The sequence below is a fragment of the Sphingobacterium sp. SGR-19 genome, from assembly GCF_011043555.1.
In the GTDB taxonomy this organism is placed as follows: domain Bacteria; phylum Bacteroidota; class Bacteroidia; order Sphingobacteriales; family Sphingobacteriaceae; genus Sphingobacterium.
The window spans coordinates 183004-206023 of record NZ_JAAKGS010000004.1 but is presented as its reverse complement, the minus strand read 5'-3'; the positions used below and the strand labels follow the sequence as shown (position 1 = coordinate 206023).

At 40.7% G+C, this 23020-nt stretch carries 26 protein-coding genes; 9 read left to right on the top strand and 17 right to left on the bottom strand.

Annotated elements, in window-relative coordinates; genetic code table 11:
• Positions 1 to 158 precede the first annotated feature (158 nt).
• Entirely contained in the window at positions 159 to 1073 is a 915-nt protein-coding gene (locus G5B43_RS10190; RefSeq protein ID WP_165294637.1) for a dimethylarginine dimethylaminohydrolase family protein, read from the top strand.
• A 171-nt stretch (positions 1074 to 1244) separates the two neighbouring features.
• Positions 1245 to 2156, top strand: coding sequence for a citrulline utilization hydrolase CtlX (ctlX, locus tag G5B43_RS10185; RefSeq protein ID WP_165294636.1), 912 nt, complete (start codon positions 1245 to 1247; stop codon positions 2154 to 2156).
• Between the two features lie 7 nt (positions 2157 to 2163).
• Here ctlX and G5B43_RS10180 read toward each other — a convergent pair whose 3' ends face one another.
• The 7 genes from G5B43_RS10180 to rpmB all read right to left on the bottom strand — a co-directional run bounded on the left by G5B43_RS10180 (position 2164) and on the right by rpmB (position 7595).
• Complete coding sequence (locus tag G5B43_RS10180) at positions 2164 to 2790, bottom strand: Crp/Fnr family transcriptional regulator (protein WP_165294635.1); 627 nt, start codon at positions 2788 to 2790, stop codon at positions 2164 to 2166.
• Complete coding sequence (gene bshC / locus G5B43_RS10175) at positions 2790 to 4379, bottom strand: bacillithiol biosynthesis cysteine-adding enzyme BshC (RefSeq protein ID WP_165294634.1); 1590 nt, start codon at positions 4377 to 4379, stop codon at positions 2790 to 2792. Before bshC ends, G5B43_RS10180 begins: the two co-directional genes overlap by 1 nt.
• Before the next feature lie 113 nt (positions 4380 to 4492).
• Positions 4493 to 5794 carry a 30S ribosomal protein S12 methylthiotransferase RimO gene (gene rimO / locus G5B43_RS10170; protein WP_240904833.1) on the bottom strand — a complete coding sequence of 434 codons (1302 nt, stop codon included), beginning with the start codon at positions 5792 to 5794 and terminating at the stop codon, positions 4493 to 4495.
• A gap of 36 nt (positions 5795 to 5830) precedes the next feature.
• Positions 5831 to 6793, bottom strand: coding sequence for a signal recognition particle-docking protein FtsY (gene ftsY, locus G5B43_RS10165; RefSeq protein ID WP_165294632.1), 963 nt, complete (start codon positions 6791 to 6793; stop codon positions 5831 to 5833).
• 113 nt (positions 6794 to 6906) lie between these two features.
• Positions 6907 to 7068 carry a DUF4295 domain-containing protein gene (locus G5B43_RS10160; RefSeq protein WP_165294631.1) on the bottom strand — a complete coding sequence of 54 codons (162 nt, stop codon included), beginning with the start codon at positions 7066 to 7068 and terminating at the stop codon, positions 6907 to 6909.
• 40 nt (positions 7069 to 7108) lie between these two features.
• The gene (gene rpmG / locus G5B43_RS10155; protein ID WP_002998409.1) at positions 7109 to 7291 is read right to left on the bottom strand and encodes a 50S ribosomal protein L33; all 183 of its coding nucleotides are present in this window, start codon (positions 7289 to 7291) and stop codon (positions 7109 to 7111) included.
• Positions 7292 to 7361: 70 nt separating this feature from the next.
• Positions 7362 to 7595 carry a 50S ribosomal protein L28 gene (gene rpmB, locus G5B43_RS10150; RefSeq protein ID WP_130142180.1) on the bottom strand — a complete coding sequence of 78 codons (234 nt, stop codon included), beginning with the start codon at positions 7593 to 7595 and terminating at the stop codon, positions 7362 to 7364.
• Between the two features lie 178 nt (positions 7596 to 7773).
• Between rpmB and recO the strand changes: the two genes are divergently transcribed.
• Both recO and G5B43_RS10140 read left to right on the top strand, forming a co-directional pair.
• Positions 7774 to 8499, top strand: a complete 726-nt coding sequence (gene recO / locus G5B43_RS10145) for a DNA repair protein RecO (protein ID WP_165294630.1) — start codon at positions 7774 to 7776, stop codon at positions 8497 to 8499.
• An 87-nt stretch (positions 8500 to 8586) separates the two neighbouring features.
• A complete protein-coding gene (locus G5B43_RS10140) occupies positions 8587 to 9033 on the top strand; it encodes a DUF805 domain-containing protein (protein ID WP_165294629.1) in 447 nt (148 codons plus the stop codon).
• Between the two features lie 123 nt (positions 9034 to 9156).
• Here the strand turns inward: G5B43_RS10140 and G5B43_RS10135 are convergent, their stop codons facing one another.
• A complete protein-coding gene (locus G5B43_RS10135) occupies positions 9157 to 9348 on the bottom strand; it encodes a cold-shock protein (RefSeq protein ID WP_093364840.1) in 192 nt (63 codons plus the stop codon).
• 149 nt (positions 9349 to 9497) lie between these two features.
• On the opposite strand from G5B43_RS10135, the gene G5B43_RS10130 reads away from it, so the two are divergent.
• From G5B43_RS10130 to gcvT, 4 genes are all read left to right on the top strand, one after another.
• Complete coding sequence (locus tag G5B43_RS10130; RefSeq protein WP_165294628.1) at positions 9498 to 10226, top strand: SIMPL domain-containing protein; 729 nt, start codon at positions 9498 to 9500, stop codon at positions 10224 to 10226.
• 436 nt (positions 10227 to 10662) lie between these two features.
• On the top strand, positions 10663 to 11034 hold the full coding sequence (locus G5B43_RS10125) for a DUF4359 domain-containing protein (RefSeq protein ID WP_165294627.1): 372 nt from the start codon (positions 10663 to 10665) through the stop codon (positions 11032 to 11034).
• The gene (locus G5B43_RS10120; protein ID WP_165294626.1) at positions 11034 to 11711 is read left to right on the top strand and encodes a pseudouridine synthase; all 678 of its coding nucleotides are present in this window, start codon (positions 11034 to 11036) and stop codon (positions 11709 to 11711) included. The genes G5B43_RS10125 and G5B43_RS10120 overlap by 1 nt, the downstream gene beginning before the upstream one ends.
• A gap of 103 nt (positions 11712 to 11814) precedes the next feature.
• Positions 11815 to 12897: a glycine cleavage system aminomethyltransferase GcvT gene (gcvT, locus tag G5B43_RS10115; RefSeq protein WP_165294625.1), complete on the top strand. Its 1083-nt coding sequence runs from the start codon at positions 11815 to 11817 to the stop codon at positions 12895 to 12897.
• Positions 12898 to 12940: 43 nt separating this feature from the next.
• On the opposite strand, the gene G5B43_RS10110 is transcribed toward gcvT, so the two are convergent.
• The 4 genes from G5B43_RS10110 to G5B43_RS10095 all read right to left on the bottom strand — a co-directional run bounded on the left by G5B43_RS10110 (position 12941) and on the right by G5B43_RS10095 (position 15466).
• Positions 12941 to 13153, bottom strand: a complete 213-nt coding sequence (locus G5B43_RS10110; protein ID WP_165294624.1) for a DUF6358 family protein — start codon at positions 13151 to 13153, stop codon at positions 12941 to 12943.
• Positions 13154 to 13155: 2 nt separating this feature from the next.
• The gene (locus G5B43_RS10105) at positions 13156 to 13455 is read right to left on the bottom strand and encodes a hypothetical protein (RefSeq protein WP_165294623.1); all 300 of its coding nucleotides are present in this window, start codon (positions 13453 to 13455) and stop codon (positions 13156 to 13158) included.
• A 24-nt stretch (positions 13456 to 13479) separates the two neighbouring features.
• Positions 13480 to 14898: a Glu/Leu/Phe/Val family dehydrogenase gene (locus G5B43_RS10100; protein WP_410528487.1), complete on the bottom strand. Its 1419-nt coding sequence runs from the start codon at positions 14896 to 14898 to the stop codon at positions 13480 to 13482.
• Between the two features lie 253 nt (positions 14899 to 15151).
• On the bottom strand, positions 15152 to 15466 hold the full coding sequence (locus G5B43_RS10095; protein WP_165294621.1) for a rhodanese-like domain-containing protein: 315 nt from the start codon (positions 15464 to 15466) through the stop codon (positions 15152 to 15154).
• Positions 15467 to 15574: 108 nt separating this feature from the next.
• On the opposite strand from G5B43_RS10095, the gene G5B43_RS10090 reads away from it, so the two are divergent.
• Positions 15575 to 16885 carry a M20/M25/M40 family metallo-hydrolase gene (locus G5B43_RS10090; protein ID WP_165294620.1) on the top strand — a complete coding sequence of 437 codons (1311 nt, stop codon included), beginning with the start codon at positions 15575 to 15577 and terminating at the stop codon, positions 16883 to 16885.
• Here the strand turns inward: G5B43_RS10090 and G5B43_RS10085 are convergent.
• The 5 genes from G5B43_RS10085 to secA are packed head-to-tail and all read right to left on the bottom strand — an operon-like array spanning position 16874 to position 22911.
• Positions 16874 to 17365 carry a GNAT family N-acetyltransferase gene (locus tag G5B43_RS10085; protein ID WP_165294619.1) on the bottom strand — a complete coding sequence of 164 codons (492 nt, stop codon included), beginning with the start codon at positions 17363 to 17365 and terminating at the stop codon, positions 16874 to 16876. The genes G5B43_RS10090 and G5B43_RS10085 overlap by 12 nt on opposite strands.
• Position 17366: 1 nt before the next feature.
• Positions 17367 to 17930 (bottom strand): thiamine diphosphokinase, encoded by a 564-nt coding sequence (locus G5B43_RS10080; RefSeq protein ID WP_165294618.1) that lies wholly within the window; start codon positions 17928 to 17930, stop codon positions 17367 to 17369.
• A 3-nt stretch (positions 17931 to 17933) separates the two neighbouring features.
• Entirely contained in the window at positions 17934 to 19121 is a 1188-nt protein-coding gene (locus G5B43_RS10075) for a M20 family metallopeptidase (protein ID WP_165294617.1), read from the bottom strand.
• A gap of 17 nt (positions 19122 to 19138) precedes the next feature.
• The gene (locus G5B43_RS10070) at positions 19139 to 19591 is read right to left on the bottom strand and encodes an SPOR domain-containing protein (RefSeq protein WP_165294616.1); all 453 of its coding nucleotides are present in this window, start codon (positions 19589 to 19591) and stop codon (positions 19139 to 19141) included.
• Positions 19592 to 19605: 14 nt separating this feature from the next.
• Positions 19606 to 22911 (bottom strand): preprotein translocase subunit SecA, encoded by a 3306-nt coding sequence (secA, locus tag G5B43_RS10065; protein WP_165294615.1) that lies wholly within the window; start codon positions 22909 to 22911, stop codon positions 19606 to 19608.
• Positions 22912 to 23020 lie beyond the last annotated feature (109 nt).

Here is a 23020-nt window from a genome sequence, read left to right as displayed (position 1 = left end):
ATCTTATTTAAAATAAAATTAAGATTGATCGATCTTTCTTTCCAGAATTATCAACCTTTTCACAAGAATTTTAGCAATAACGCATTTCGGCATAAAAATTAGTCTTCGCTCTATAAATTGCTTAACTTTAGGACAGTAGTAAATAAAAAGCAACCTTTATGATAAAACTCCAGGTGACAAATGAAACGGGAAGATTAAGGGCTGTCGTATTAGGTATTGCAAACCAAAACGGACCGGCTCCAAAAGCAGAAGAGGCTTATGATCCGAAGTCTTTGGAACATATATTGGCAGGTACCTATCCGGTAGAGTCGGATATGGTTTTTGAGATATCTGCTTTTCATGATGTGTTGGAGCGATATGGGGTAAAAGTATATCGACCCGAACTGATACCTGATTTAAATCAAATATTCTCGCGTGATATCGGATTCGTGATAGGTCATTATTTCATAAAAGCAAATATCCTTCCGGACCGCGCCGAAGAATGGCGAGCCATCGAACATATTGTGAAGCAGGTTGAACCGGAAAATTTTATAGAAGCACCGGAGGAAGTACATATTGAGGGCGGGGATGTTATCCTATGGAATGACTACCTTTTTGTAGGCACATACAACGGTGACGATTATTCGTCGATAAATACCGCCAGAACGAATATGAATGGCGTACAATTTTTGAAGGATATGTTCCCCAACAAAATTGTGAAAGGATTCGATTTGATCAAATCAATGACCAACCCAAGGGAAAATGCCCTTCACCTGGATTGCTGCTTTCAACCTGTGGGCAGGGAGAAGGCTATCATCTATCCTGGCGGTTTCCGGAATCCAACAGACTATCTTTATCTCCGCAAAATTTTTGGCGGAGAAAACATCTTTACTATAACGGCAGACGAAATGTACGAAATGTACAGTAACGTATTTTCTATTTCCGAAGATGTAGTTGTGACCGAGCGCCGGTTTGATCGGCTCAATTATTGGCTTAGGGACCACGGATTTCATGTGGAAGAAGTTCCTTATCACGAAATTGGCAAACAGGAAGGGTTGTTGCGGTGCTCTACCCTTCCACTTTACAGGGATTAATTTTTATGTTCTTTTTTACCTCAAAAAAGAACCAAAAAAATCGTCGCTTAAAACCTTTGGCATGGAGGATAGTACAAAAAATAGAGTTTTACATTTGCCAAAGCTTTTGAGGCGACATTAAGTGTTAAGGAAGGGATAGTGCATGTGTGGAAATAATAATCTTTTGTGGGTATGCAAACAACAAACACTTTACTTTTAGTTCGGCCTTTTCGATTTCGGAAAAACGAAGAGACTGCCATAAACAATTATTTTCAAGAAGATTTATTGTCATCCTTGTCTGCTCAGCACGCCCAAAAGGAGTTTGACAATTTTGTCAGCACGCTTAACCTACATAAAATAAATACGCTGGTCATACAGGATGAAGGAGCGTTTGATACACCCGATAGTATTTTTCCAAACAACTGTATTTCATTTCATAAACAAACAGCGATTTTCTATCCGATGTTTGCTGAAAACAGACAGCGGGAACGAAAATTGGGTTATCTGGAAGCGTTGAAACAGCATGGCTTGACGTTCGATATTATCATAGATTATACTGGTTTCGAGGAAGAAAACCGTTTTTTAGAGGGCACAGGTAGCCTAATCTTAGATCGCATAAACCGGATTGCTTACTGCGCATTGTCTCCACGCGCTGACGCCGGCATTGCACATCAATTTTGTCTAGATCTGGGGTATGAATTAACTATTTTTGAAGCCAACCAGACAGTAGACGGTTTGCGTAAACCCATTTACCATACCAATGTAATGATGTCTTTAGGAACACACTTTGCCGTGATATGCACCGATAGTATAGACAACACCTATGAAAAAGCGACGCTGATAAAACAGCTGGAAGAAACCGGAAAGACTGTTGTAGAGATATCCGAAGAACAAGTTAGCTCTTTCGCGGGAAATATATTAGAAGTAAAGTCTACTATCGGTGAACCTTATATTGTGATGAGCACACAAGCATATCACAGTTTTACAACGGAACAGTTAAGCTTGCTGTGTTCCTGGGGACAAATTATACATAGCCCCCTGGATACTATTGAAAGAGGGGGTGGCGGCAGCGCGCGGTGTATGCTCGCAGAGGTATTTTATTAGAATAACCTTACTCCTTACCCCTATTGGTTCTGCTTTCAGATAATAGCTCCCGACGTACACGACTAAGGCTCTCTGGCGTTATACCGAGATAAGAAGCAATCATCCATTGGGGAACGCGCTGTAGCAAACTCGGGTACATATCCATAAACAACAGATAACGTTCCTTTGCACTCATGGCCAATAGTGAGTTTATTCGTTGTTGCTGTATGTAAATATTCCGCTGTAAAGAGTTTTCCATAAAACACGCAAAAGCGTGACTTAAGTGCGACGCTTTTTCCATAAACTCCGGTTGTATAAAAACAATTACCGATGGCTCGATCGCCTTGATATAGAAATCGGTAGGCTTATTGAAATACTGGCTTGCCCGATCCGAAATAATCCAGTTCTCCGGTGCAAATTGTAAAATATGCTCTCCTCCTTTCTCATCCAAAGAAAACGATTGTAACAGACCCGATTCCACAAAAAAGGCATATTGACTCAATTCTCCTGCTCTTAACAGATAATGGTTATGAGGTATTTCCTTAAACGAGAAATAACCCACAAGTTGCTCAAAAACATCTTCGAAAAGTTCAGCTTTCTCCTTATAATATCTATAAAAGTTACTCTCTCGCCAATTGATATCTAGCTGTGTCATTAATATAGAATCGTAAATTTAAAATCTAACGGATTAAAGTGCTTTTCTAGATCCCGAATAAGACCATCACCGTGTTTTAGATACAAAGAAGCAAAGTTTTCCGTACGCTCCTGTAGCCCACCATTGGGGAACAGTTTATCTTTCACACGCTCTATTTGTATCAGAGCATCTTCATGATTATGTTTATCGGCTTTCAGCAGCTTCTTCTCCAAATTATTAATCGCTTTCTTCAGGCGGGCCTTTACCGCTTCCGTACTCGGCCCAAGACTCGGGTCAATCTTATGCGCCCGTAGTTTAATCTTTCCGAAAATAGCATTAAACTCCATCCACTCGTCACGCAGATTCAACCGATGTTTTGTATGACGCCGAACATATTCATTCTTTAATACGTTTGTCGGTTTAAATATGCTTTTGAAAGTCAGATCCAAACGAAAAATTTTTCCCGCGACATTGTCATCTGTAATCATGGCCGAATTACGGGGAACAAGAATAGGGAACGGCACTTGGTAGTAATCGAAATTGGCCTTCAGTTGCAGCCAATACACGATCTCTGCTCCTCCACCAATATACGCCAAGTTCGGCAAGATCAGTTCTTGATATAATGGCCGCATAACCACATTCGGACTGAACCGTTCGGGATACTGCTCTATTTCCGTTCGCATCTCCTCTTCCGAAAAGTAAAGTTCACGATGCAAGACTTCGAACCGGCCATCTTCCGTACGTACGATACGCTCCCGGAATTCATCCGTCAAGTAAAAAAAGTTGATTTCCCTCGCGTGCACTTGGGCATGATAGCCCAATTTTTCCAGCTTTCCGGAGGTGTCTTCAATACTTTTAAAGCTATTTTCATCAAAAATATCCTGGGCTATAATTGGCGCAAAAACTTTCTTAAAGGCCTTATTATCCGCATCAATAATCACCAGTCCATAGGATTTGAAAAGTTCGTTTACCATATGCCGGGTAGCGGCTGCAAGCGACTGATTTTGCAGATAAGCGTCTTCTACTATTGTTTTTAATTTATCCCCGTTCACAGATAACCCAAACGTACCACAATATTGTTTCACGGTATCGGCAATATCTTGTGTGGACATCCGCCCCGTAGCAGAAATAGTTGGTGTATCCCATATTATCTTCTTACCGAATACCTTGGTGTTATTGATTTCGGCGAAATCATGGTCTTCGGTAGCCATCCAATAGACCGGTACGAAAGCATATTCCGGATAGGCTTCTTTTAAATCTTTCGCCAGTCGTATCGCGGTAACAATCTTAAATATAAAATAAAGCGGGCCAGTAAATATATTAAGTTGATGTCCCGTAGTAACCGTAAACGTCTTTTTATTACCCAACAACATGATGTTGGCTTCCACTTCGGGGGATTGTTCTAAAATCGAGCCGTATTGCTCACGAAGTGTCGTGGTTAATAATTTTCTATGCGGGAATTTTTGTTTCTCGGCAATCTGTCGTTTAAATCCTTCCAGTGTAGGTGCTTGACCATAAAAAGGTGCCAGCTGTTCATCGTTGGCAAGATAGGCTAATAGTGTCTGCGAAAAACTACCCGTGTCACCGTAATCAATGTATGTTGCTTTCATGTAACGCTGTTCGTGTCGTCTCGTAATATCTACGGATTGAGCGGACAATTTACATATTTTTGTACGAAGCTACCATCGGAATATCGAAATTATAGCAAACGTTTGACGAAAGTCTATTTAATTACTTTTCCATATAAATCGAAATCCTCTGCCCGCTCTACTTTCACCTGAACAAAATCTCCGATACGTGCATAATCCGTTCTGGCATCCAAAACCACTTCGTTATCCACCTCCGGCGAATCATATTCTGTACGACCGATAAAATAATCACCATCAACACGGTCAACAAGCACCTTAAACGTTTGTCCGATTTTACCTTGATTAACTTCGTACGAAATGCCCTGTTGCACCTCCATAATTTGCTCTACACGCGACTCTTTCTCCTCTTGTGGCACGTCATCTGCTAAGGTATGGGCATGCGTTTTTTCTTCGTGTGAATAGGTAAAACAACCTAAACGGTCAAATCGGGTTTCTTCTACCCATTCCAACATTTCATTAAAGTCCTGCTCCGTTTCCCCCGGATAACCACATATTAAGGTTGTACGTAAGGCAATATCGGGCACTTTATCACGGATTTGATGGACAAGATCAATTTGTTTTTGTTTAGTCGTTCCACGGCGCATAGATTTCAGCATATTATCGGAAATGTGCTGTAAAGGCATATCCAAGTAATTGCAGATATTCGAACGCTCATTCATCGCATCCAAAATATCCATTGGAAAACCGGAGGGATAAGCATATTGCAGGCGAATCCATTCTATGCCATCTACATCAGATAAATGACGTAATAAATCGGCCAGATTACGTTTTCCATAGATATCCAACCCATAATAGGTTAGATCCTGCGCGATAAGTATCAATTCTTTCGTTCCATTAGACGCTAAAAACCTCGCCTCTTTCACTAAATCGTCAATAGATTTAGACACATGCTTACCTCGCATTAAGGGGATGGCGCAAAACGAGCAGGGACGGTTACAGCCTTCTGCGATTTTGAAATACGAAAAATGAGACGGTGTGGACAGTAAACGCTCTCCTATTAGTTCGTGTCGATAATCCGCCCCAATTGTTGTCAGCAATTCTGGAAGGTCATTTGTCCCAAAATAAGCATCAACATTTGAAATCTCCGATTGCAGTTCCGGTTTATATCGCTCGGATAAACAACCAGTCACGATAACCTTGTTTATCTTTCCTTCCTCCTTTAATGCCGAATATTGTAAAATGGTATCGATAGATTCTTGTTTTGCATTATCAATAAAACCGCAGGTATTAATGACAACAATATCACTTTCCTGTATATTGGAAGCTTCATGCACAACTTCCATTTGATTGCCTTTCAACTGCCCCATCAACACTTCAGAATCGTGGATATTCTTAGAGCATCCCAACGTCACGACATTCACCCGTGGCCTACTCATTTGAGTAGACATTTTTCTATTTCTTGTTCTCATCTATTACTTAAACAACGAATCGACGAAATCCTTTTTGTTAAACAGTTGCAAATCGCCAATTTTCTCACCTACACCGATATATTTTACAGGAATCTTAAACTGATCTGAAATACCGATAACCACACCTCCTTTTGCCGTACCGTCTAATTTTGTCAGTGCCAAGGCATTGACGTCGGTCGCCTGCGTAAATTGTGTAGCTTGTTCAATAGCATTTTGTCCCGTTGAAGCATCTAACACTAACAGGATTTCATGAGGAGCGGCCGGTACGACTTTTTGCATCACGTTTTTAATTTTGGTCAGCTCGTTCATCAAGCCCACTTTATTATGCAAACGGCCAGCCGTATCTATTATAGCAACGTCATCTCCATTTGCCACAGCGGATTTGACGGTATCATACGCCACCGAAGCCGGATCAGAACCCATCGGCTGTGCCACCACACGAACCCCAACACGTTCTCCCCACAATTTAATCTGATCTACGGCCGCAGCGCGGAAAGTATCTGCAGCACCCAATACAACCTTATTTCCAGCTTCTTTTAATTGATGGGCAAGTTTACCGATGGTAGTGGTTTTCCCGACACCGTTTACACCTACGACCATAATCACATAGGGCTTGTGGGCACCATATTCAAATGTCTCGAAGTCATTGCTGTTATTTTCAGCCAACAGGGCTTGTATCTCTTCTTTGAGTAGTCGGTTTAAGTCCTCCGTGCCTACGTATTTATCCCGTGCAACACGTTGCTGGATACGATCGACAATCTTTAACGTTGTTGTCACGCCAACATCCGACATCACGAGCACTTCTTCGAGGTTATCTAAAACTTCATCATCTATAGTCGATTTACCAACAACAGCTTTGGTTATTTTGGAGAAAAACCCTTCTTTGGTTTTTTCCAACCCTTTATCTAACGCTTCTTGCGCTTCTGCTGTTTCCTGCTTCTTTTTAAAAAAATCAAATAATCCCATGGAATGAAAAAAAGTAATACGTAAATATACTAAAAAAGCCCTTTCGGTACATACCAAAACGGCTTCTCTTGTATTTTAAAGAAAACTTTAAAAAGGAATAGCTGCTGCGCAACTTATTTTGCAGCTTCTGCTACAAATTCTTTTACCTTGTCGTTGTGAACCATGCCTTCTGTAAAGGTATAAGCTCCCGTTTTGGCAGACTTAGTAGTTACGACAACCTTGGTAAATTCCTTACCGCCTCCTTTTTGTAACGATGCAACCGATTTCTTTGCCATTGTCTTATATTTTTTAGAGAGCTAATGCTCTACACGTTAATTATTTAATTTCTTTGTGAACAGTTACTTTTCTAAGCACCGGATTGAATTTCTTCAATTCCAGACGCTCTGTTGTATTTTTCTTGTTCTTTGTGGTGATATAGCGAGACATTCCCGGAAGACCACTTTCTTTGTGCTCAGTACACTCTAAGATTACTTGTACTCTGTTTCCCTTTTTTGCCATTGTTTTACTTTATTTGATCCGCCAAACGACGGACAGATTTCATGAATATTTTGATAACAGGCGGTAACGACTAAATAGACCCTTTTTTGATAAATTTATCGATTACTGCTGTAATTCCCTTTTTGTTAATCGTCTTGATTGCCGAAGTAGATACTTTTAGCGTAATCCAACGGTCTTCTTCCGGGATATAAAAACGTTTAGTTTGTAAGTTAGGATAAAACTTACGTTTAGTTTTAACGTTTGAGTGTGAAACGTTATTCCCTGTTAATGCCGCCTTGCCTGTTAAATCACAAATTCTTGACATGATATTTGATTTTAATATTGTTTTCTCCAACCACTCTTTTCACAAAGAGTTTGCAAATATCCATATTTCTTTTGTGAATTGCAAACAATGAAATAATATTTTTTAAAGTTTTCCACAATTCACATTCCGCCTTCGACAAGTATAACCTTTCCTTTTTATATTTGTCCTTTAGACAGACATGCTTCACAAAACGCAAGGAATCGCTCTTAAGACCACCAACTATGCAGACAATAGTATTGTCGTTCATGTTTTCACAGAGACGTTTGGCATGCAGTCCTATCTCATAAACGGAGCTAGAAAGCCCAAAGCACGTATTTCAGCAAATCTCTTCCAACCTTTGCATCTCCTGGATCTCGTCGTATATTATAAGGAGACCAACGGGTTACAGCGTATTAAAGAAGTACGGCCGCGACCGATATTAAAGGAGATACCGATGGACATCACCAAGGGTTCGCTAGCCTTGTTTCTGAACGAAATACTCTATAAAGTGCTTCGTCACCAATCACCGGATACTTTTCTTTTTAATTTCATACAACAATCAATTATATGGTTGGACGAAACAGATCGACGTTTGGCAAATTTTCACTTGATTTTTCTGATTAAGTTAAGCCGATTTCTGGGCTTTTTACCCCTGCACCATCATAACCAGAGATATCCATACTTTAATCTTCTGGAAGGTGTATTCGGCAACAACCTTCCCGCACATGGTCACGTATTACAGGAACCACATACCTCTCTTTTCCTCCAGTTACTACAAACTGATTTTGGAGAGTCACACCTTATCAGCATGAATAAGGATGATAGAAAATATCTTCTAGAAAAAGTGTTGGAGTTCTATAGATTGCACACAGAAAACTTCGGCCAAGTAAATTCATTATATATCCTGGAAGAAATATTTAACTAAATATTTCTATGTAACATTTTTATTGCTATTTTTAAGACAGCAAAACAACATTTGTTTACTTATTTACTTTACTTAAAATCTACTGTTATGGACTGGTTTCTGAAAACATTAAAAGAAAACTACGCTAATTTCGACGGTCGGGCGCGCAGAAAGGAATTCTGGATGTTCGTTTTATTTGTCTGGTTAATCTATGTTGCTCTTGGTATCATAAGTGCTATACTTTCTTATATTAGCTCCATGTTGGGTGGGTTGGTATCCGTTATTATGGGTCTTGCTTCTCTCGGATTACTTATCCCCAATCTAGCTGTGGCGGTACGTCGCCTTCACGATACAGGTTGTCCCACATGGTATATTGTATTCGCCTTTATTCCTCTCGTCAACTTATATTTCCTATATCTAATGATCAAAGAAGGAGACAAAGGCCCAAATGAATTTGGTCCGGATCCGAAAGAAAGTGGCGACGGCCCCAATCCCTTTGGCAATTTCCCGCCAACACCAGGGAATAATCCATTTACGAACAATCCTAACGTATAAATAAAAAAGCCAGACCGAAAGATAATGTCTGGCTTTTACTATACTATAATTATAAGGATAAAAAAGAAGCCGTTTTCCTATTCGGAAAACAGCCCTTCACAATAAATATATTTGAAATCTAAATTAGATAAGCTTTACATTTACCGCATTAAGACCTTTACGGCCTTGTTCTACTTCGTAAGATACGTGATCGTTCTCACGGACTTTGTCTACTAATCCTGACACGTGAACAAAAATTTCACTCTCGCCAGAGTTAGGAATAATGAAACCGAAACCTTTGGTTTCATTAAAGAATTTTACTACGCCTTCTTGCATTATTGTATTGTATTATTATGTATTGTTTCTAAAGGTAGAAATTAATTTTTAATGTCTCTTTATTTATTTTCAATTTTAAACGAAAAGCAAGTTGTACCGTCAAACAATACGCATGCAATTTTGTATTAGTAACAATAAAAACAAAGAAAATGAAGAATATAATCGGTTTAATTTTAGTAATCTGTATGGTCTCTATGTCCAACGCACAAACGAATCATTTTGAATCTAGCAGAAGAGTCTCCACGAGAGGATATGCTGAAAAAGAGGTGACACCCGATATTGTTTATATTTCCATTTCATTAAGAGAATACTTTGTGGACGGAAATACAAAGAACAAAGTCAATATCGAAACACTGGAAAAGCAGCTTTATGATGCTGCAATGGCTATTGGCGTTAAAAAAGAGGATTTCAATATCCAAAACATCTATAGCTATAACTATGACAGTTCAAAGAAAAAAGAAAACAAACAATTATTACAAGCGAAACAGTATAGGATTAAAGTATCCAACCTCAACGGGTTGAACAACATGCTGGACCAAGTAGATCCTAAAGGCATACAAAATACTTCTATAAACGGTTACGATCACTCTCAAAAGCGTCAAATTGAGAAAGAACTGAAAGTAGCAGCAGTGCAGGATGCACGAACTAATGCAGAGATTATCGCTACTGCAACCGGGGACAAGATCGGAAAAGTCCTTGCTATCAACGATAACAGCTCATTTGGTTGGAATGACATTTTACCAACTCCGCGTATGTATGCCATGTCGGCAAAAGCAGAAGTAGGAGATGTTGCTTCGGCAGATGGCGGAAACCTCGACATCGACGTGCGCCCGATTAAGCTTACCTGTAACATCGATGGGATCTTCGAATTATTATAAAATTTTCTTGTTCTTTTTTTCCCGTAAAAAAAGAACCAAAACCGAGCGAAACGAACTCATGGATACCAAAACAAACAAACTCTTATCCATAAAACCTCGTCACTGTTTTTTGTTGAATCCTTATTGGATAGTACAAAAAAGAAATTTCTACATACTCAACAAAAAATAGGCGACATTAAGGTTAAGGAAGGGATCGTGCAATCGCGGACAAAACGCGATCATTGATTGATTGCAATTCAGCGAACTAAAACGGCCTAGCATCGTTCCGCGGCTAGCTTTACGCAGGATATTCCGTTAAAAACAAAATACTGTTTGAGCGTTAGCGAGTTTATTTTGTTTAGGAATAGGCAAGGAAAGGTAGTGGAACGATGCAAGCCTTGACTTTTTTGTTTCTTTTTTTGTTAAGAAAAAAAGAAAAGAGAATTTTGTACCCAATATGAGCAAAACAAGAATATTCGCCCTCAGCATGATCGTGCTCATGCTTATCGCTTTCTTCAGTAACCCTGAACAGGAGCAACACGAAAAGATAGTAAGGGAAAAAGCCATCGTGCTCCTTAAACAGCAAGCTGGAGAGCAAAATGAACAAATGGTGGATTTTGGTATTCAGCTTTTCGGAAATACGTTAATCGATCAATTCATGCAAAACCATGTAAAGGTCGAAAACTACTATCTTTTTTCTCTCACGAAAATACGTGTGGGCCACCAAGAAAATACGATTGGCGGAGGAGCGTTCGGCACGATCTGGCTAAGCCCTAAAATAGACGAAAAAGCAGCAGAAATAGTCAAAATGATCAAAGAGGGGCTATAATGTTAGACATTCTATATGCAGATCAGGATTTAATTGCTATTAACAAGCCGCATGGATTATTGGTACATCGATCGTCTATTGCGGCGGATACCTCCGAATTTGCTCTACAACTTTTACGGGATCAGATACAGCAAGCAGTATACCCCGTCCATCGTTTAGATCGCAAGACCGGCGGTATTCTGCTCTTCGCACGAAATAAGGAAATGGACTCGCTTACACAACAACTCTTTGCTAACAAAAATGTAACGAAAATATATTGGGCCATAGTACGAGGCTACACCGATGACCAAGGGACAATTGATTATCCTCTTCGTAAGGAAAACAATTCCTTGCAAGATGCCATTACACACTACCGAACGTCATCCCGTGCGGAGGTTGCACTCCCTTTTGGCAAACACGCTACTTCTCGTTACTCCCTATTGGAAGTCAGGCCGGAGACGGGCCGGATGCACCAAATTCGTAAGCACCTCGCTCATATTTCCCATCCTATTTTAGGCGATAGACCTCATGGCTGCAATAAGCAAAACAAACTTTGGAAAGAGCAGTTTTCCATGGACACCATGATGCTCCACGCACAAAAATTATCCTTTGAACACCCGAGAACCCAGCAAGAAATTAATATTGAAGCGCCCACACATTCGGAATTTACCCGTGTACGACAAATTTTGGATTTATAATACAAAGCGATAGCGTAAAATCGTTTGCGTGAATTGAAAATAGCACAACAAATGGGAATATAAATGGTCTTTTTTTGCCTATTTTTGGAAAAATTTAGATATCATGATTAAAAACATTGCGTTAGCCGAGCATCATATAGCGCTTGGTGCTAAAATGGTACCTTTTGCGGGGTTCAATATGCCTGTTCAATATTCAGGGATCAACGATGAGCACGAAACTGTACGCACCGCGGTGGGCGTCTTCGACGTGAGCCACATGGGCGAATTCATTCTAAAAGGCGAAAAAGCAATGGATTTGATTCAAAAAATATCATCAAATGACGTTTCCAAGTTGTACGATGGCAAGATACAATACGCCTATATACCAAACGAAACAGGGGGTATTGTTGACGATTTTCTAACTTACCGCATCGATAAACAGACTTATTTATTAGTCGTGAATGCATCCAATATAGAGAAAGACTGGAACTGGATTAGTAAATATAACACGTATGGGGTGGAAATGAAAGATATTTCGGACAAAACATCGTTATTTGCTGTCCAAGGTCCCAAAGCCGCCGAAGCTTTACAATCTCTAACCGATATCGAACTAGCAGAGATGGAGTATTATACTTTTAGAAAAGGCACATTCGCTAACGTATCAAACGTACTGGTATCCGCTACGGGTTATACAGGTGCTGGGGGATTTGAAATCTACGTAGCTAATGAAGACGCCAAGAAAGTTTGGAATGCAATCTTTGAAGCCGGTGCCGCATACGGCATAAAACCCATTGGTCTTGGCGCGCGTGATACGTTACGTTTGGAAATGGGCTTTTGTTTGTATGGAAACGATATTGATGAACATACTTCTCCATTCGCCGCAGGTCTAGGCTGGGTGACAAAATTCACGAGTGATTTTGTAAATAGCAAGAACTTAAAAGCTGAAAAAGAAAATGGTGTTTCCCAGAAACTGGTAGGTTTTGAAATGCTTGAACGCGGGATCCCCCGCCACGATTATGAAATTGTTGATGCCGACGGCAATAAGATTGGACGTGTAACTTCAGGTACACAATCACCAACGCTAAAAAAATCCATTGGTTTGGGTTATGTCGATGCAGCTTTTGCTAAAGAAGGAACGGATATATATATATCCATCCGAAATCAGGCAGTAAAAGCTGTCGTTAAAAAAGCTCCTTTTGTTAAATAAGAATACTATCATATTCAATATAGGGACGCGAGGTATTGCGTCTCTATTTTTTTCCTTTCGGTTGCTGTTTTCCCTCCCTTACATTTCTCTTCACCACTTTCAACAAGACCACTTTGAAATAGATCAATACCACCAGCAGCGCTATAGAGATGAACAAAAAAAGATGGTTTCCTGTTTGGAAAGACACGATGCCGCTGTACACCAAAAACGCAATGGCGAGATTCAAAACTATATTTAAGATAAAATACTTTGTCATATTTACTTTTTAACGGGTTTTCCTATGACTTTTTCGCGCATAAAGAAGAAATAAGCCATCCCAGCTATAATATTACCAAAGATGATAAAAATAATTAAAAATATCCGCTCAGTATTGGTCAACTTAACCGAGAGCATAATTTCCCGTAAAACCAAAAGTATCCACACCAAAGACAGCAGCAACGCCATGCTTATTAAAATGTAAGCTAAAGAAACGTTTAATACCCACAATATAAACGCCAGGATATAAAACCCTAGGCTAAAATAAAATGCTTGCTGGGTTTGTTGGATGAGATTCTTCATCCAACAAAAATACAGAATCTTTGGTTATGGGAAAATTCCCAACTCTTCATAAGCCACTCCGATCTTATCGATAGCACAGATGAAAGCAGCCGTCCGTAAATCCTCTACCCCCTCCCTGTTCTTATAAATATCCCGAATCTCACGATATGAACCTATCATCGTATCTTCCAGTCCGGAATGCACCAAATCTATTTCATCTGGTCCACGTAAAATAGTTTTGCGCTCCAGATCAGAAACGCGTTTTCCTGTTGTAGATTCGATAATATCGATTAGCTCATTGTACATATTTTCTTCAAAACGCTTTTCCAAACGCCCGTAACGCACATGGCTTAAATTTTTCAACCACTCGAAATACGATACGGTAACCCCTCCCGCATTCAGATAAATATCCGGAATTACCAAAACACCTTTTTCGTTCAGAATTATATCCGCATCAGATGTCAACGGACCATTAGCCGCTTCTCCTATAATTTTTGCTTGTATCCGATCAGCATTATCTTTATGGATAACACTTTCTAAAGCTGCCGGAATCAAAACATCGCAAGGCTGCTCCAATCCTTCTGCGGGATTAGAAAAATTTATGGCCCCTGGGTAATTAAGAATACCTCCTGTTTTTTGCCTATGCGCTTGCACTTGGTCAACATCCAGCCCATTTTCGTCATAGATTGCTCCATTATATTCAATTAAACCGACGAGTTTTGCTCCTGCTTCCTGAAAATACTTTGCAGCATGATATCCCACATTTCCTAACCCTTGTACAATAACACGTTTCCCAGCAATGCCCGTAGTAAGCCCCAGCTTCTCCATATCATCCTGAAAGGAGCATGCCTCGCGGACACCAAAGAATACACCTAAGCCTGTAGCCTCAGTCCGCCCCCGGACACCTCCTTGAGAAACTGGCTTTCCGGTTACACACGCCTGCGCATCGATATTATTAGGATTAAGAGAAGAATAGGTATCCACAATCCAACTCATTTCACGAGCTCCGGTACCATAGTCCGGTGCCGGAACATCGATACCTGGACCGATAAAATTTTTCTTACATAGCTCCGATGTATAACGACGTGTTATCTTTTCTAACTCAAAAGTGGAATATTTACGTGAATCTATTTTTATCCCTCCCTTTCCTCCACCAAAAGGAACGTTTACAATGGCACATTTATACGTCATCAACGCTGCTAATGCCATAACCTCCTCCTGATCTACTTCCAAGCTAAACCGGATCCCGCCTTTGCATGGTAGCTTATGATGTGAATGTTGTACCCGATAAGCTTCGATAACCTCAATATTGTCTCCAATCTTAACGGGAAATTTTACCCGAAGAATAGAATTACAGGCTTTGATCTGGGCTAGAATTCCCTGGTCAAATCGCGTAAATTGAGCGGCCTTGTCAAAATTCCGCTGGACACTTTCAAAGAAGCTGTTGTTTGCTGTAGTGGTCATCCCCATAATATTGTTTTTTATATATTTATGTTGGTTTTGCTTTACGTTTTAAAATTAACAAACTTTAATTGAGTTAAGCACAAAATACACACAGCAACAAATATTTATATTTTTTTTGTTGAAATATGCTTTTTATTTTGCTTTATATAAAAAACAGCCATGTCTGCTAAGAGTTTTGTCCAAAAAGCCAGAACTTTTTTCGATAATAAAAAAAGGAAACTAATGTTTCCTTTTTTTATTATCGATATGAACGTTAATAAACATCCATTTCCGGATCAATTTCTTCTTTCCATGCTAAGATACCGCCTGTCAAGTTGGCCAAATTATCGAATCCTTGTTGTTCCAACAACATAACCGCCTGGGCACTGCGTTTACCACTACGACATTGAATAATCACCGGTCTATCTTTCGAGACCTTGTCTGCTTCAATTACAATCCCTGCTAGCGGGATGTTTAATCCATTTAAATTAGAAACTTCATATTCAAAAGGCTCGCGCACATCAATAAGCTGGAAATCATCGTTGCGATCAATCATTTCTTTGAGTTCCTGAACTGTAACTTCTTTCATATTTTTTCCTTTTCTTTAAATCAAAGATACTACTTTTAAAAACACGTAATCGAATCCTATCGTCAACATCATGCAAATTTTATACCCAACTATACTTAATATTGTACTATGAACGCAAAACTTTTACGATGGTCTTTCCCTCTTTTGCTACAATTGGTCGTATACTCCACCTTCACTACGGCCCAGATAGTAGAAACAACGGACGTGAAACGCATTATCTCTACGCTTGCCGACGACGATATGCGAGGAAGAGCAGCATTAAGCCCCGATATTGCCCGAGCAGCAAATTTTATCGCAGAAGAATTCCGCCAAGGGGGTCTACAGCCGTATGCCGAAGACAGTTACCGTCAGACATTTGAGGTCACGAAAGTTTTTACCGAAGACGAGTCCATCAAGATCAATGGGAAAGCATTAAAAGTAGATGAATTTATTATATTGAACAATAATCCCAATCTATCTTGGAGTCAAGATTCAGAAATAGAAGTCATGGAAATCAGCGCAGGAGATGATTTCTCTGAGCGTTTCCGTGATATCGTCCGGAATAACCCAAACCACGGCATTATTTGGGTAGATCCGTCCTTTGCACCTATGTTGGCACGCTTCAAAAAAATATTTTCACGTGAAAACGTCATTCCAAAACAAGCAAGCGTAACCGACAACCCAAGTAAGGTGTTTGCCATCAAGAAAAAGAATATAAAGAGTTTTCAGGTAGAAGCTCGCACCGTAAAAGAAGATTTCCCATTGTTTAACGTTGCAGCTATTATTCCGGGAAAATCTAAAGCAGACGAATTTGTTGTTTTCTCCGCCCATTACGACCATATTGGTATCCTCGACCCCGTGGGAAAGGATTCCGTCGCCAACGGCGCGGATGACGATGCCTCCGGCACGACTGCCATGATTGCATTGGCCAAACATTTCAAAAAGGAAAATATCAATGAACGTACGTTGGTTTTTGTAGCCTTTACAGCAGAAGAGATCGGTATGTTTGGCTCCAAATACTTCTCTAATAATATCGACGCGGATAAGGTCATTGCGATGATTAATATAGAAATGATTGGCAAGGATTCGAAATTTGGACCCAATACCCTTTATGTAACAGGATATCATCATTCCAATCTGGCAGAACTAATGCAGGAAAACTTGGAAGGGACCGCGTTTACCTTTCATCCCGATCCTTATCCGAAACAAAACCTCTTTTATCGAAGCGATAATGCCGTATTAGCCGCTTTGGGCGTTCCAGCACATACATTTTCTACTTCGCAGATTGACAAAGACGAATACTACCACACCGTAAAAGATGAGCTTTCTACTTTAGATATTCGAAATATAAAATCGAGTATCGAGGCCATTGCCAAAGGTGTAATCGGAATTGTCACGGGAGCACAAACACCATCACGTGTAGAGAAGCTAACGGACTAGTCGCTGCATAACGTAATCGTCGAGGATAAAATCATAATAAGGTATATCCACTTCCTTCATAACTTGGAATCCCTGTCTGAGATAGAAGTGATATGCCTTGTTTCCTCTATTTACATTAAGCTCAAGTGCCGAATAATCAAGCTCCTTAGCTTTTTCCACCGCGAAGTCAATTAATTTTTTGCCTAAACCCAATCCTTGGCTATCAGCTAAAAGGTATAGTTTTTCTATTCGTAGAATATCTTCGCTCTTCTTTTGAAGAGCGATAAAACCCAAAGGGTGTGTCTCCTCTTGAAAAATAAGATAAAAATCTTGCCCATTTAACATAGATTGTTGGATGGCTTCGGGACTATAATTTTTACGCAACATGAAATTTATTTGAGCAGGACTTAAAATAGCCGTATAGGTCGTATGGTATACTTCCGTCCCTAAACGATGGATTACCGCAGCTTCTTCCTTACTTACTTTTCGAATAGTGTACATTTTAAATCTCTTCACCTATACAAACATATTCATCAGAATTAAATTCCAGATAAATAAAACCGTCCTGTTCTGTTAAAAATTCATTCCGGTTTATCTGTTTAAGCCCGACAAACGATTTCAGTCGGTTTTCCGGAACTGAAATACGCGCGCCTGCTTCTTTCCACTTTTCGTAGCGATGACGAATGTATACATATCGCATCCCATGAGACAACACAACAATGTTAATTGCCGCACAATAAGCTTTTAATGCTTCATCAGGTGCATCGCAAACAATATTAATGGCTTTGTGGTTGTGGTAGATAAGATAATCTAATGCGTCAGGTATAAAGCCTTTTGTTATTGAAAAGGTTTTAATTTTCTCTTGCTCATATACGCTTTCCTTCGTACTGAACACTATATCCACTTTAATGTCTGCGGCTAAGAAAAAATCTACGGTATCATCGTTAGCTATTACCGTAGGGCTCCACTCCAGAAGTTGTCCTATATATTCTTCATCGAGCGCTTCATAAGAGGCGACAATCAAGGCCGGTTCTTGATTTTCTCTAATAATATGGTGTGAGGACATTTTTTAATTCTCGCCAAGTTGTCGCAATGTGATGTATGACATCAATCCTATACTCACTTTCAGTGCATTTTCATCAATATCAAAGGTTGGCGTATGCACAGCCGATGAAATTCCAGCCGCTTTATTTCCTGTTCCTAACCGATAAAAGCAAGCGTTGGTTTCTTGCGAATAGTAAGAGAAATCTTCGGCAGCCGGCCATATATCCAACTCAACAACATTTTCCTTCCCTAGATATTCCTCAGCAAAAGTACGGGACGATGTTGTTAACCGTTCTTCGTTAATGAGGAAAGGATACCCTTTTCGTACCTCAAGATCACACGTTGCACCCATACTCTCTGCGATGCCTGTTGCCATCTTCACCATATGCTTATGTGCCTCCTCCCGCCACTTTTCGTCAAATGTACGGAACGTTCCTTCCAAATATACCTCATCAGGAATAACGTTTGTAGCACCATTTCCCACTATCTTTCCCCAAGACAAAACGGTTGGTATTCGCGGGTCAGCATTTCGGCTGACTACTTGTTGCAGCGCGGTAATAATTTGTGCGGTAATTGCTATTGGATCTATGTTTTGGTGTGGATGTGCACCATGTCCGCCCCGACCTTTTACAGTCATGAAAAGTTCGTCACAGGATGCCATATATTTTCCGGCACGAAAACCCACTTTACCTGTTTCGATGAAAGGCATTACATGCTGTCCGATAATACCGGTAGGTGCTGGGTTTTCCAGTACCCCTTCTTTAATCATAATGGAAGCACCGCCAGGTAAACGTTCCTCCCCCGGCTGAAAAATAAGTTTTATGGTACCTCCGAATTCGCTTTTTAAGGATTGCAATATAGACGCCACACCGAGTAACGAAGAGGTATGCACATCGTGTCCACAGGCGTGCATAATGCCAAAATTCTGTGAACCATAACTACGCCCTTCTACCTCCTGTATAGGAAGAGCATCCATATCGGCCCGAAGAGCCAATACCTGTGTCGAAGGTTTCTCTCCGTGAATGAGCCCCACCACACCCGTGTTGGCCATGTCCTCATGAGGTATCCCTAAACGTTCTAGTTGATGTTTGACAAAAGCAGATGTCTCATATTCCTCAAATGATAATTCAGGATGTTGATGCAAATGGCGTCTAAATCCCACTGTTTCTTCAAAGAAGTCTTCGGCAAGTTGCTTTATCTTTTTTTTCAACATAGACATGATTTTTCTCCTTATTGGTACGCCCAAACGTCCTCGGTGAAGACGAAGACATTACTATACTGTGAGCGGAGCTCCCGCATAAAATTCGTCGCTTCGGATCGACTTCTAAAATCGCCGACCTTGACTCTGTAATTTGGTTCGTCATAGGTTACATAGCTTCCTATGTCTTTATAAGACGTCTGAAACCTAGATTGTACGGCATAAGCATCGCTTCGGCTGGACCCAGAAAATATCTGCACACGAAACCCCCGTACTTTTACCCGCTTTCCGCTCTTTTTGTCGACTACTTTTGATCCTAAACTGATCATACGGGCGGTAGTAGGATTGATACCGTTTTCTGCTCTGAATTCCTGCAACAGGTTAATCAAAGAATCCTTTTCCACTTCAACGATTCCCGATTGTGCCTTACTAACCTGTGCTAATCCAATGAGTATAAAACCAAATATCAATCCTTTATATAACATCTTCCGTAAATTTTTTAATTGTTTTTTCCGTGACAGTTTTTATATTTCTTGCCCGACCCACAGGGACATTCATCATTTCTACCCACGGTCTGCGTTTTGCGTATAGGTTGTGTTACCTGTTGCTCGCGCGTGTCCTTATCTTCTTGAGAAACACCTGTTGGCGATGCTAGCTCCGCTTTAGTAGCCTGAACCTGTGCCGGCTGTGGCTGTATGGGGCGTGCTTCCCGCACATTTTGTGGTTCTTGCTGCTGGCCCGGAATTTCCCCTTTAAATAAGAAACTTACAATTTCTTTATTCATGGAAGCAAGCATACTCTTGAACAAGTTGTAGGCTTCCATTTTGTAAATAATAATAGGATCCTTTTGCTCATAGACAGCATTTTGTACGGATTGCTTTAAGTCATCCATTTCACGTAGATGCTCTTTCCAAGCTTCGTCAATCAATGCTAAAACAATTCCTTTTTCAAAAGATCTGAAAACTTCTTTCCCGCTCGACTCTACTGCTTTTTGCAAATTCGTCGCAACTTGTATGCCACGAATACCATCGCTAAACGGAATGACCACATTTTCAATCATAGCACCCCGTTCCGCCAAGACATTTGTCAATACTGGAAGTGTTTGCTCCGCAATCTGCTGCGCTCTATTTTGATAATGTGTAATGACTTGTTGGAATAGTTTATCTGTCAACGCCGCTACGCCACTCTGCATAAACTCTTCTTCCGTAATTTCGGGATTTAGCGCGAACAAACGGATGACCTCAATTTGGAATTCTTCGTAGGTTCCGCCCTCTTTCGCTTCGGAAACGATATCTTCTACAACATCATAAATCGTATTGTTCAAATCGACATCTAAACGCTCACCAAACAACGCGTTCTTACGTTTCGAATAGATTACCGTACGCTGTGAGTTCATCACATCGTCGTATTCCAGCAACCGCTTACGAATACCAAAGTTGTTCTCTTCTACTTTACGTTGCGCTCTTTCAATAGATTTCGTCAACATACTGTGTTGCATCACTTCACCTTCTTCTACACCCATTTTCACCATGATGTTGGAAATCCGTTCAGAAGCGAATAAACGCATCAGATTATCTTCCAGTGACACGAAGAATTGTGACGACCCTGGATCTCCCTGACGACCGGCCCGTCCGCGTAACTGCCGGTCTACCCGGCGCGATTCATGTCGTTCTGTACCGATAATAGCCAAACCTCCCACCTTAATAACCTCATCCGTTAATTTAATATCCGTACCACGGCCCGCCATGTTGGTAGCGATCGTTACCTGCCCAGGGCGTCCGGCTTCAGCGACGATGTCCGCTTCCTTCTGATGAAGCTTCGCATTCAATACATTGTGCTTGATTCCACGCAATTTCAACATCCGACTAAGCAATTCTGAAATTTCCACAGAGGTTGTACCAACCAATACCGGCCTTCCGGCCTCGGTCAAGGCTTGAATCTCCTGTGCTACCGCGTTGTATTTCTCTCTCGCTGTGCGGTAAATCAAATCCTGACGGTCATCCCGCTGGATAGGTCTATTTGTCGGAATTTCGACCACATCCAGTTTATAAATTTGCCAAAGCTCACCTGCCTCCGTAGATGCTGTACCAGTCATCCCTGCAAGCTTATGGTACATACGGAAGTAGTTCTGCAAAGTAATCGTTGCATAGGTTTGCGTCGCATCTTCTACTTTTACATTTTCTTTTGCCTCAATTGCTTGATGCAGACCGTCGGAATAACGGCGCCCTTCCATGATACGGCCTGTCTGTTCGTCCACAATCTTCACCTTACCTTCATCTACGATATACTGATCATCTATTTCGAATAGCGTATAGGCTTTAAGCAATTGATTTATAGAGTGGATACGCTCGGATTTAATCGAGTAATCCCGCAATAATTCTTCCTTTTTCTGTGCTTTCTCTTCTAGGGAAAGATCTGATTTTTCGATATCGGCGATTTCGGATCCCACATCTGGCATAATGAAGAAGTTAGGATCCTCGCCTGAAGCAGTAATCAATTCAATACCTTTTTCACTAAGCTCTACTTGATTGTTTTTTTCATCGATCACGAAGTAAAGTTCCGCATCCACTTTAGGCATGTTGCGGCTTTGCTCTGCCATATAGTAGTTTTCCACCTTCTGCAGCAATTGTCTATGGTTTCCTTCGGATAGGAACTTAATCAGCGCCTTGTTTTTAGGCAAACCGCGATAAGCACGCAATAATGCCATTCCGCCACCTTCTACATCAGCATCACCGTTGGCAATAGCTTTTTTCGCTTCGTTAAAAACAGTATTTACATACGCCTTTTGTGCATTTACCAATCGCTCGATACGTGGTTTCAGCTGATAAAACTCATGCTGATCACCGCGTGGGATAGGGCCAGAGATAATTAACGGTGTCCGCGCATCATCGATTAATACAGAGTCCACCTCATCAATCATCGCAAAATGCAGTTTACGCTGCACCATAGAATCCGGCGTCTGTGTCATATTGTCGCGCAGATAGTCGAAACCAAATTCATTATTTGTTCCGTATACGATATCCGACAGATATGCTTTTCTACGTTGAGGTGAGTTAGGTTGGTGTTTGTCGATACAGTCAACACTTAATCCGTGGAACTCAAATAACGGACCGTTCCATTCGGAGTCACGACGTGCCAAATAATCGTTCACCGTTACGATATGTACACCTTGTCCGGATAACGCATTCAGGTAAGTCGGTAGTGTACCCACCAATGTCTTACCCTCACCAGTAGACATCTCTGCAATCTTACCTTGGTGCAACACAATACCACCGATAAGCTGTACATCATAATGCACCATATTCCAGGTAACTTCCGTCCCAGCGGCTGTCCAGGAGTTTTTCCATACCGCTTTATCATTCTCGACAATTATGTTCGGTTTGCGTGCCGCCAGTTCGCGGTCAAAATCGGATGCCGTAACTTCGATTTCTTTATTTTCTGTAAAACGGCGGGCAGTCTCTTTTACTACTGCAAAAGCTTCCGGCAAGATTTCCAACAGGACTTCTTCTAGTTTCTTATCTCTGTCCTTGGATAGCTTGTCCACCTCCTCATACAGCTCTGTCTTTTTACCCATATCGACGTCATCCTTGTCAGCTTCTGCTTTTAGGGATGCAATTTCATCATCTATATCGGCTAAATATGCTTTGATTTGGTTTTTAAAATCGGCTGTTTTCGCCCGTAATTCGTCATGGCTTAACGACGATAGCTTCTCGTACTCCTCCTTGATCTTATCTACAATGGGCTGTATGGATTTGATATCTCGCTCTGACTTGCTGCCAAATAATTTACTTAAAAATTTTAACATAATATTTTTATCTCCGTATATCGCTGTGCAATAATGGCTCCAACACACGGTTTACAGACATTTTGACACTAACCGGGCAAATTTAATTATTACATGTGATAACTAACAG

Excerpts from the sequence above, each read along its gene's own strand:
- G5B43_RS10190 (WP_165294637.1), top strand. The coding sequence starts at position 159 with ATGATAAAACTCCAGGTGACAAATGAAACGGGAAGATTAAGGGCTGTC.
- ctlX (WP_165294636.1), top strand. The coding sequence starts at position 1,245 with ATGCAAACAACAAACACTTTACTTTTAGTTCGGCCTTTTCGATTTCGG.
- G5B43_RS10180 (WP_165294635.1), bottom strand. The coding sequence starts at position 2,790 with ATGACACAGCTAGATATCAATTGGCGAGAGAGTAACTTTTATAGATAT.
- bshC (WP_165294634.1), bottom strand. The coding sequence starts at position 4,379 with ATGAAAGCAACATACATTGATTACGGTGACACGGGTAGTTTTTCGCAG.
- rimO (WP_240904833.1), bottom strand. The coding sequence starts at position 5,794 with ATGAGTAGGCCACGGGTGAATGTCGTGACGTTGGGATGCTCTAAGAAT.
- ftsY (WP_165294632.1), bottom strand. The coding sequence starts at position 6,793 with ATGGGATTATTTGATTTTTTTAAAAAGAAGCAGGAAACAGCAGAAGCG.
- G5B43_RS10160 (WP_165294631.1), bottom strand. The coding sequence starts at position 7,068 with ATGGCAAAGAAATCGGTTGCATCGTTACAAAAAGGAGGCGGTAAGGAA.
- rpmG (WP_002998409.1), bottom strand. The coding sequence starts at position 7,291 with ATGGCAAAAAAGGGAAACAGAGTACAAGTAATCTTAGAGTGTACTGAG.
- rpmB (WP_130142180.1), bottom strand. The coding sequence starts at position 7,595 with ATGTCAAGAATTTGTGATTTAACAGGCAAGGCGGCATTAACAGGGAAT.
- recO (WP_165294630.1), top strand. The coding sequence starts at position 7,774 with ATGCTTCACAAAACGCAAGGAATCGCTCTTAAGACCACCAACTATGCA.
- G5B43_RS10140 (WP_165294629.1), top strand. The coding sequence starts at position 8,587 with ATGGACTGGTTTCTGAAAACATTAAAAGAAAACTACGCTAATTTCGAC.
- G5B43_RS10135 (WP_093364840.1), bottom strand. The coding sequence starts at position 9,348 with ATGCAAGAAGGCGTAGTAAAATTCTTTAATGAAACCAAAGGTTTCGGT.
- G5B43_RS10130 (WP_165294628.1), top strand. The coding sequence starts at position 9,498 with ATGAAGAATATAATCGGTTTAATTTTAGTAATCTGTATGGTCTCTATG.
- G5B43_RS10125 (WP_165294627.1), top strand. The coding sequence starts at position 10,663 with ATGAGCAAAACAAGAATATTCGCCCTCAGCATGATCGTGCTCATGCTT.
- G5B43_RS10120 (WP_165294626.1), top strand. The coding sequence starts at position 11,034 with ATGTTAGACATTCTATATGCAGATCAGGATTTAATTGCTATTAACAAG.
- gcvT (WP_165294625.1), top strand. The coding sequence starts at position 11,815 with ATGATTAAAAACATTGCGTTAGCCGAGCATCATATAGCGCTTGGTGCT.
- G5B43_RS10110 (WP_165294624.1), bottom strand. The coding sequence starts at position 13,153 with ATGACAAAGTATTTTATCTTAAATATAGTTTTGAATCTCGCCATTGCG.
- G5B43_RS10105 (WP_165294623.1), bottom strand. The coding sequence starts at position 13,455 with ATGAAGAATCTCATCCAACAAACCCAGCAAGCATTTTATTTTAGCCTA.
- G5B43_RS10100 (WP_410528487.1), bottom strand. The coding sequence starts at position 14,898 with ATGACCACTACAGCAAACAACAGCTTCTTTGAAAGTGTCCAGCGGAAT.
- G5B43_RS10095 (WP_165294621.1), bottom strand. The coding sequence starts at position 15,466 with ATGAAAGAAGTTACAGTTCAGGAACTCAAAGAAATGATTGATCGCAAC.
- G5B43_RS10090 (WP_165294620.1), top strand. The coding sequence starts at position 15,575 with ATGAACGCAAAACTTTTACGATGGTCTTTCCCTCTTTTGCTACAATTG.
- G5B43_RS10085 (WP_165294619.1), bottom strand. The coding sequence starts at position 17,365 with ATGTACACTATTCGAAAAGTAAGTAAGGAAGAAGCTGCGGTAATCCAT.
- G5B43_RS10080 (WP_165294618.1), bottom strand. The coding sequence starts at position 17,930 with ATGTCCTCACACCATATTATTAGAGAAAATCAAGAACCGGCCTTGATT.
- G5B43_RS10075 (WP_165294617.1), bottom strand. The coding sequence starts at position 19,121 with ATGTTGAAAAAAAAGATAAAGCAACTTGCCGAAGACTTCTTTGAAGAA.
- G5B43_RS10070 (WP_165294616.1), bottom strand. The coding sequence starts at position 19,591 with ATGTTATATAAAGGATTGATATTTGGTTTTATACTCATTGGATTAGCA.
- secA (WP_165294615.1), bottom strand. The coding sequence starts at position 22,911 with ATGTTAAAATTTTTAAGTAAATTATTTGGCAGCAAGTCAGAGCGAGAT.